Below are 7256 nucleotides of genomic sequence, written 5' to 3'. Positions count from 1 at the left end.
TAGAATTAATACGATCTTGGCGGTTATTTTACCGCAGCAGTTTGACACGCAATAGCAGAAGTAATTTGCAGATCGTAAATAGGCATATTTGTCAAGCAGTAACAGTGACAGGCGAATAAATCGGGGACTTGAATGCCTAAAGAGGCGATCGCAGGTGCAGCCGGAAACGGCCATAGTCTATCAAAATAAATCTCTTTGTCTCCAAACCCGAACTGCATCAGGTAAGTTGCTGGGGTAGCCGAAAGAGACTTTAACAACCGAAACGCCAACTCGTAAAGCTGCTGTCGCCAAATATCCGATAGGTGTATCGGCATGGAGTAATTGGGCTCAGCAGATAAATTATCCGCCTCTAAACCGATCGCTTCACCGTAAAGAGGGCCTTTAGCAGTTAATACCACTGGCAGCCAAAAATTACCAACTCCCGATCGCACGCCTAACTGTTGCTCGACGCGATCGCGCATCGCCGATACATCCCTACAAGCTCGATAGACCATCTTACCAGGAAATACCAAGGTATCGGGTACATCGAGGGTTAAAGGACAAATAATAGCTTCACTAGGCGCGATCGCAGGCAAGTTTAAATCTGAAATTAAACAGACATCAGCAACAGTTGGCGGAGAGCTCTTTGCGATCGCTACTTGAAAAGCCTCCACCATTTGCGCCGTCGGGGAAGCCGGCTCAAAATCAGCATCCACCACAATCAAAACTTTAGGCATTTCCAAAAGTTGGCATCTGAATCATGCCAGAATCCTCAGAACCTCCGATCGTCGGTAAATCCAAACCCTTAGCGCGGCGGTTTCTCACAGCCAGACGGTAACTCACACTCTGCAATTCAGCGTGCAATTGGCGATTTTCCCGTTGTAGCATTTCCACCTTTTCTTTCACCGGGCCAATGCGCTCGGAAAACTTTTGGCGGTAAACCCCAGGTAACTCCTGTACTACTTGTTCCAGCATCATTGAGCGATCGGTCAACTCTTGCACAGATTGGCGCAATTGGTAAACCTCAGCATCTCGCTCAGCAATTTGCTCTTGATAAAAACCTACCTGTTGCTCAACATCTTGCAGTTGTTCTCTTAGAGACTGCATTTGAGCTTGTTGGCGCTCAGAAGCCTCTGGAACCGGTGTAAACCCAGTATTTCCCTTTACCAGCCGGAAAAGTTCTTGAGACAACTGCTGAACCAATTGGTCGCGCATTTGCAACTCTTCATTCAGGCGAGATATTTCCGCTTGTAGCTCTTGTGACGTTTGAACTTTAGCTTGGCTGACCATGACTATTAGCTCCCATATTTTTAGATATGTCTATTTAAAAATAGTCTCTCTACTACCACTGAGGCAAGTTTTAACTTTTGAGTTTGGATTTGAGTTTGGATTTATAAACTTAGGGTCGGCCCTTGAAAAAGGTTATGATACTAATCCAGTTTAAATACCCCTTTATATTCTTCTGTCCGCGCAGGCGGACTTTGTTTGTGTAGAAGCGGTTTCAACCGCCAATTTCTCTCTATGAGACGGGGGTTTTAACCCCCGACGGGTCAAAGAGAATGGCGATCGCCACTCCAAAATCCCTTAAGCGGCTTCTTCCGCCGCTTCCACAGCAACTTCTTCCTCGACAACAGTCGGTGCATCCTGCTTAATAGTAAGGTAGCGAATCACATCTTCGCTCAGACGCATGGCACGTTCCAAGATGGCGATCGCAGTACCAGGAGCGGTATAGTTCATCTGAATGTAGATCCCATCGCGCTGCTTTTGGATTTCGTAGGCGAGGCGGCGTTTACCGCGATGCTGAGTTTCTAGATTCTGAGCCCCTTGATCGCGCAAAATAGTTTGATACTTCGCGATCGCGGCTTCTGTGAGTTCTTCTCCCAGATCCGGGCGCAGAATATACATTGTCTCGTAAATAAATGGCTTCATGCTAATAGTCTCCTTATGGACAGCAAGGCTTCTCTCGAAGCAAGGATTTATCATTTTACACCACTTATGAGCAATATCAAAACTAAAAAAACCAATTCTCTACCCCAAATCTCTCGCACTTCTCGCCAGAGAACGGTTTGGACTTATATTTTGCTAAGTGCGATCGCCCTGATAATGCTCTTTCCCCTACTTTGGCTGCTGAGTACGGCTTTCAAATCTCCCACAGAAAACATTTTTCAGTTTCCCCCGCAACTTTTGCCACAGAAACCAACACTACAAAACTTTGTCACCGTTTGGCAAACTAACCCTTTTGGCACTTACCTTTTCAACAGTACCCTCGTTGCCGCACTCACAGTTAGCCTCAATCTCCTATTTTGTTCCTTAGCAGCTTATCCCTTAGCCCGATTAGATTTTCGGGGACGCGACCTAATTTTTACTGGAGTTGTTACTACAATTATGATCCCTTTCCAAATTGTAATGATTCCCCTCTATATTTTAACCGTAAACTTGGGGTTAAAAAATAGTTATTTAGGAGTTATTTTACCCGGTATCGCCTCAGCTTTTGGGATATTTTTATTAAGGCAAGCCTTTCTAGCAGTTCCCAAAGAATTAGAAGAAGCTGCCCGCATCGATGGCTGTTCGGAATTAGGGATTTGGTGGCACATTATGATCCCATCAATTAAACCAGCTTTAGTAACCTTAGCCATTTTTGTTTTTATTGGTTCTTGGAGTGACTTTCTTTGGCCATTGCTAGTTTTAGATAGACCAGAATATTACACCTTACCTTTAGGCGTAGCCACTTTAGCAGGTACATTTTCCCTAAATTGGCGTTTAATAGCTGCTGGTTCTATTATTTCCATTGCCCCAGCAATTGCTTTATTTCTAATCCTACAAAAGTACATTGTACCCACAGATGTAGCCGCAGGTGTCAAAGGATAGAAATTGAAATTATCCCTATTATGTCATTCTGAATAGATAATTTTCTGACTCTACGCTTTTGTAAGGTTTTCACCTGAAAATAATCAATTATTGAGAATGACTAAAATCCCGAAACCGCCAGAATAAAGTTTTTCTATGCTCAAAGTGACATGATACAAATTAAATGCTTTTATTTTTGTATTATCATTTTGTTTTATCAGAATTTATCAATTTATATAGTATCTCTGTAGCGACATAGAAATCTTCCACGTTATATGTGTAACCTGTATTAAACCCCTCATTTTCTCCTAGTTCATCAATCGAAAAAAGATGGTAGGTAGGAGAGTAATCCATTACAAACACCCGCTCGTTATTATTTAAGCGAATATCAAGCATGGCAGCACCCGACGGGAAAATATCTAGAGAGGTCTCTATTCCAACAAAATCTAACTCTATTTCTTTAGCAAGAGCCGACATTTTTTCTAGTATCGTTAGCTCAAGTGTTTGTTTTTTAAAATCGTTGAATTCTTTTTCTTTGCCAGTCATTATCACCTCCATGTTTACTAACTCAGGACTTACGTACCTAACCAAAGAAACCGGGTTTTTTACGAAAATACGCTGTATATCTTTCTAACAAACTCGGTTTCTTTGCGTAATACTAAATCAGAGTTAGCTACTTCCTTTATTATACCAAATCCGGGTTAGTCATCCCCTTTATTACCAATAATCCGTCATTGCGAGCGAAGCGAAGCAATCGCTTAGTCTCTGCGATTGCTTCGCTTCCCGCCACGCTTCCCGCCACGCTTCCCGCCACGCTTCCCGCCACGCTTCCCGCCACGCTTCGCTTGCGGCTTCGGCTTTTCGCAATGACAATAAAGGGGGTAGTAAAGCCGGATTTGGTATTACTCGGCGGTTAAACCGTTACTAAACAAACGAAATCTGCCTTTGTAGACTCAGAGATCGACAGGGTATTTAAGCTGGATTTGGTATAAGTCCTATCCACGTTCAAATTGCAACCTTCTAAGCTAAAATCATTTCCGGCGGAGCCATATCAGACCCGACAATAATACCTCCGTGACTTGACTTTTTAATCCCTGGTTTCGGCGTTGGAGCTTGACGCTTTTGGGCAGGCGAAACAGAAGCAGGCGAAGGAATAGGCTTATTCGGAACCGCAGTAGCACCTGGTATAGATTGCTGGGATAACCAAGCAATACCACCCACAGCCCCGGCCATTAAAGCAGTATAGCCGACGTATAAATGAACTGGGCGTAAATCAAATCCTACCATCTCCGTTTCTGGCAAAGACCAAGAAGGCAACATAGTTTTGCTAGCATCAGGTACAGGTAAAGAATTAGCCATAGCATTACCATCAAGTCCTAAAGCATTTCCGAGGCGGCGAATAAAGCCTCGAATATAAATATCTTCCGGTAATTTTTCTATCTGACCTTTTTCTAGCGATTCCAAGTGATGCACAGGCACTAAAGTTTGACTATGAAGTTGCTGGAGAGAGAGCGATCGCACTTGTCTAGCCTTCCGCAATTCTACGCCTAGCTCTCGCAATCGATCTTCTCTTTCTTGGATAGCTAAAGCCGCTTTTTCAGTCTTAGAAAGCCTTTTTTTTCTAGGGAAACCGGGCGTTATTAAGGAAAATTTACTATCAGCAGGAGCGGGTGCAGCTATCCCCATTATCGGAGGATGCACAACTTCTTTAAACTCCTCTTGGGGAGGTTGATTGTCTCGATCGGAAGTATCAATATCTGTGTCAGAGTTGCCAGAATCAGGTTTGGCAATTGCGGTAGTTGAAGTATCTTCTAAAGTTTGACGCTGATACATAATAGATACTGGTACCAGCGGCGGCGGCGGAGCCGGCCGATCTGAAACGCGGGAGCGATTAGGGGTGGTTGTGGTTTCCCCAATAGCTGTATCAGAGACGTTTGTAGCTGAATTTCTCGCCTCAATAATTTGCTTTTGAGCTTGATTTTGTTTTGGTACTCGTTGGAATGCGAGTCGCAAAGCTTCTCGGCTAACGGCCTTGATCAGGATCTCCGCAGAGGAAGCTGCTTCGCCTAACATTGTTTGCAAACTTGCTAAAGCACGGCTATAGATTTCGCTACAGTGGAGTTCAGCTTCTATTTGTCCGAGAATAGAGCGAAAGCTTTCTTGTGATATTTCAACAGTAGTGTTTTCAGGAGCGCCGAAGTAGGTCACAGGTTTCAGTACCATGATTGTTATCCTCTCTTGTTGCGAGGTATCTCTGTAACTTCTTCTACAAATCGGTACTGATTCCGGATGCCAGGGAGAGGGAGAGCGCAGGAGGGGATAATTAGGGAAGACCAAAGGGAACGAAATCTGGCGATCGCTTTCCGGGTGAAGCTTGTTGATGGCGATCGCGCTAAACGAGAGTTAAACAGCAGAAAAAACCTACTTATAGCAACCTTCTTGGTAGTTAGGACGTTCTGAGTTACTGAAACTCGCTGATTCTATTCTCTTCTTTCCCTTCTTTCCCTTCTTTCCCTAGCCCCTAGCCCCTAGCCCCTAGCCCCTAACCGCTGAAAGCGGTTGCGATCGCCGGAGTCAAACTGCCGACTTTCTAAGCTATAAAAATCAGAGTTCCCTGATTTAATTCTAAAGTATCGCCCATTTCCATACCATTATGAAAAGCAGCTAATAAAACTTCACTGGTTTTACCGCAAGCGATCGCACCACTAGCATCAATGGCGATCGCGCCAAAATCGCGCTGATGTTCGTGGGCCTCGGCAAAAGAACGCTCAAAAGCGGCCTTCAAAGTAAAACCATCCGTCACCCGAATTACAATACGCGGAGCCAAACACTCATCCATAATGTGCTCCCCAATCCCCGTACAGCTAACCGCCGCACTGCCAGTAGCATAATTCCCCGCAGGCATTGCTGAATCGCTCACGCGGCCAATCCGCTCAAAACCCTTACCACCAGTAGAAGTACCCGCCGCCAAACGTCCCTCAACATCCAAGGCCACCACGCCGATCGTACCAGTACCAGCGGGTTCCGCCACTACAGTCGCCATATCCTTGTTAAAATTTCCCTGGCGTTCCTGCATCCACTCCTGCAACCGCAAATCAGTAATCGGGTCATAAATTGGCAATTGCAATTCCCGCAGTAATTCCAAGGCCCCAAAATCAGACAACACGCGATCGTCAGAACCCTGCAAAAACTTCGCTAACTCAATCGGATGTTGCACGCGAGAAACATTAATTACCCCGCTAAAACTCTGAGTAAAACCATCCATTAGCGAAGCACTCATCCGAATTTGTCCATCAGATTGCAACACCGAACCCGTACCCGCGTTAAATCGCGGGTCATCCTCCAAAAGTTGACAACCCCGCGCCACCGCTTCGACAGCACTAGCGCCATCCTTCAACAGGGGATAAACTACGTCCAAAACCTGATAAAGCGACTTCCTAACCGCCTCCAGTCCCCCCTTACCTTTCAGAGAACTACCAGCACCACCATGAATTACCAACTTAGGTTCTACCCGTCCAGAAACCATTATTTAAACCTCAATATTTCTTCCCTCTGCGTCTTCTGGGCCTTGGCAGTTCTCCCCTCTAACTCTGAGCTTGAGAACGGCGGCGGCGACAACGTTCAGAGCAGTATTTAACATCATCCCAGCAATCGGCCCATTTTTTACGCCAACTAAAAGGGCGATGGCAAACCGGGCAAATTTTTGTTGGCAACTCAGATTTAGATCGCACTCGTGGCATAGTCAAATTTAGATTTTAAATTATTAGCTTAAACTCTCCCAAATACAAATGCTAGAAACAGCTTTAGGCGGGATACGGATAATTTTAGTGGAACCCGCAGGGCCTTTAAATGTGGGTTCTGTGGCACGGGTCATGAAAAATATGGGCTTACATCAGTTAGTGCTAGTAAATCCCCAGTGCGATCGCTTAGGGGAAGAAGCCCGAAAAATGGCAGTTCACGCCGCTGATGTTTTAGAAGCAGCCAAGATAGTAAGAACTTTGCCAGAAGCGTTACAGGGATGCCAAAGAGCGATCGCCACTACAGGTCTTTATCGCTCCCTCCCAACCACCCTAGAAAATCCCAAATCCGCCTTGCCTTGGCTCCTAGAATGCCCCTCTGCCTTAATTTTTGGCAGAGAAGACAAAGGATTAACCAATGCCGAATTAAGCTATGCTCAACGCCTGATCCGCATTCCCTCCAGCGACACCTATGCTTCCCTTAATCTCGCCCAAGCCGTCTCTATTTGCTGTTACGAGCTTTACCAAGTTGCAGGAGAGATGGGGAGCGGGGGAGCGGGGGAGCGGGGGAGCGGGGGAGCAGGGGAGCAGGGGAGCGGGGGAGCGGGGGAGCAGGGGAGCAGGGGAGATGGGGAAATGGGGAATGGGGGAGATGGGGAAATGGGGAATGGGGAAGTGGAGGAGAATAGCCCA

Annotated in this window: 10 protein-coding genes; 2 read left to right on the top strand and 8 right to left on the bottom strand. The window is 45.8% G+C overall.

Annotated features, from left to right (window positions below):
- Positions 1 to 23: 23 nt before the first annotated feature.
- From OSCI_RS12005 to rpsF, 3 genes are all read right to left on the bottom strand, one after another.
- A complete protein-coding gene (locus OSCI_RS12005) occupies positions 24 to 716 on the bottom strand; it encodes a hypothetical protein (RefSeq protein WP_007355222.1) in 693 nt (230 codons plus the stop codon).
- Entirely contained in the window at positions 709 to 1269 is a 561-nt protein-coding gene (locus tag OSCI_RS12000; RefSeq protein ID WP_007355221.1) for an Npun_F5560 family protein, read from the bottom strand. Before OSCI_RS12000 ends, OSCI_RS12005 begins: the two co-directional genes overlap by 8 nt.
- Positions 1270 to 1563: 294 nt before the next feature.
- Positions 1564 to 1908, bottom strand: coding sequence for a 30S ribosomal protein S6 (gene rpsF, locus OSCI_RS11995; RefSeq protein WP_007355220.1), 345 nt, complete (start codon positions 1906 to 1908; stop codon positions 1564 to 1566).
- A 66-nt stretch (positions 1909 to 1974) separates the two neighbouring features.
- On the opposite strand from rpsF, the gene OSCI_RS11990 reads away from it, so the two are divergent.
- Complete coding sequence (locus OSCI_RS11990) at positions 1975 to 2847, top strand: carbohydrate ABC transporter permease (protein ID WP_007355219.1); 873 nt, start codon at positions 1975 to 1977, stop codon at positions 2845 to 2847.
- Between the two features lie 183 nt (positions 2848 to 3030).
- Here OSCI_RS11990 and OSCI_RS11985 read toward each other — a convergent pair whose 3' ends face one another.
- The 5 genes from OSCI_RS11985 to OSCI_RS28445 form a co-directional block, all read right to left on the bottom strand.
- The gene (locus OSCI_RS11985) at positions 3031 to 3372 is read right to left on the bottom strand and encodes a hypothetical protein (RefSeq protein ID WP_234708743.1); all 342 of its coding nucleotides are present in this window, start codon (positions 3370 to 3372) and stop codon (positions 3031 to 3033) included.
- Between the two features lie 139 nt (positions 3373 to 3511).
- The gene (locus OSCI_RS30690) at positions 3512 to 3664 is read right to left on the bottom strand and encodes a hypothetical protein (RefSeq protein ID WP_007355217.1); all 153 of its coding nucleotides are present in this window, start codon (positions 3662 to 3664) and stop codon (positions 3512 to 3514) included.
- Positions 3665 to 3846: 182 nt separating this feature from the next.
- Entirely contained in the window at positions 3847 to 5049 is a 1203-nt protein-coding gene (locus OSCI_RS11980) for a helix-turn-helix domain-containing protein (RefSeq protein WP_007355215.1), read from the bottom strand.
- Positions 5050 to 5416: 367 nt separating this feature from the next.
- The gene (locus OSCI_RS11975) at positions 5417 to 6352 is read right to left on the bottom strand and encodes an isoaspartyl peptidase/L-asparaginase (protein ID WP_007355214.1); all 936 of its coding nucleotides are present in this window, start codon (positions 6350 to 6352) and stop codon (positions 5417 to 5419) included.
- A 58-nt stretch (positions 6353 to 6410) separates the two neighbouring features.
- Positions 6411 to 6566: a DUF2256 domain-containing protein gene (locus OSCI_RS28445; RefSeq protein ID WP_071592459.1), complete on the bottom strand. Its 156-nt coding sequence runs from the start codon at positions 6564 to 6566 to the stop codon at positions 6411 to 6413.
- Positions 6567 to 6614: 48 nt separating this feature from the next.
- Between OSCI_RS28445 and OSCI_RS11970 the strand changes: the two genes are divergently transcribed.
- Positions 6615 to 7256 (top strand): RNA methyltransferase (locus OSCI_RS11970; protein WP_157135559.1); only part of this gene is annotated, 642 nt, incomplete at its 3' end.

This window comes from Kamptonema sp. PCC 6506, from assembly GCF_000180455.1.
GTDB classification, from domain to species: domain Bacteria; phylum Cyanobacteriota; class Cyanobacteriia; order Cyanobacteriales; family Microcoleaceae; genus Kamptonema; species Kamptonema formosum.
Note: the sequence above shows the minus strand (reverse complement) of the source record. Positions and strands in the feature narration are given on the sequence as shown.